Below are 217 nucleotides of genomic sequence, written 5' to 3'. Positions count from 1 at the left end.
GGTGGTCAGGCGGTGAAAAGCCGAAGGCAATCCTGTGCGCCTCGTCAGACAAGATGTGCGGCCGCATCAATCGGGCCAAAAAGCCGCACTCTCACGAATAGGACGGGCTAGGGGCCCCCTACACCTACGTGACGACAAAAGCGTTCCTGTCGCACTTCGGCCTGCAGACGCTGCGCGATCTTCCGGACATGGAGATGCTCGAGGAGGCCGGCCTGCT

The 217-nt window shown here is 61.8% G+C and carries 1 pseudogene; it reads left to right on the top strand.

The window, feature by feature from the left end:
• Positions 1-110: 110 nt before the first annotated feature.
• A pseudogene (locus QJT78_RS52940) lies at positions 111-217 on the top strand (segregation and condensation protein B); the annotation flags it as partial.

The sequence above is a fragment of the Bradyrhizobium sp. Mp27 genome, assembly GCF_029953005.1.
Taxonomy (GTDB): domain Bacteria; phylum Pseudomonadota; class Alphaproteobacteria; order Rhizobiales; family Xanthobacteraceae; genus Bradyrhizobium; species Bradyrhizobium barranii.
Note: the sequence above shows the minus strand (reverse complement) of the source record. Positions and strands in the feature narration are given on the sequence as shown.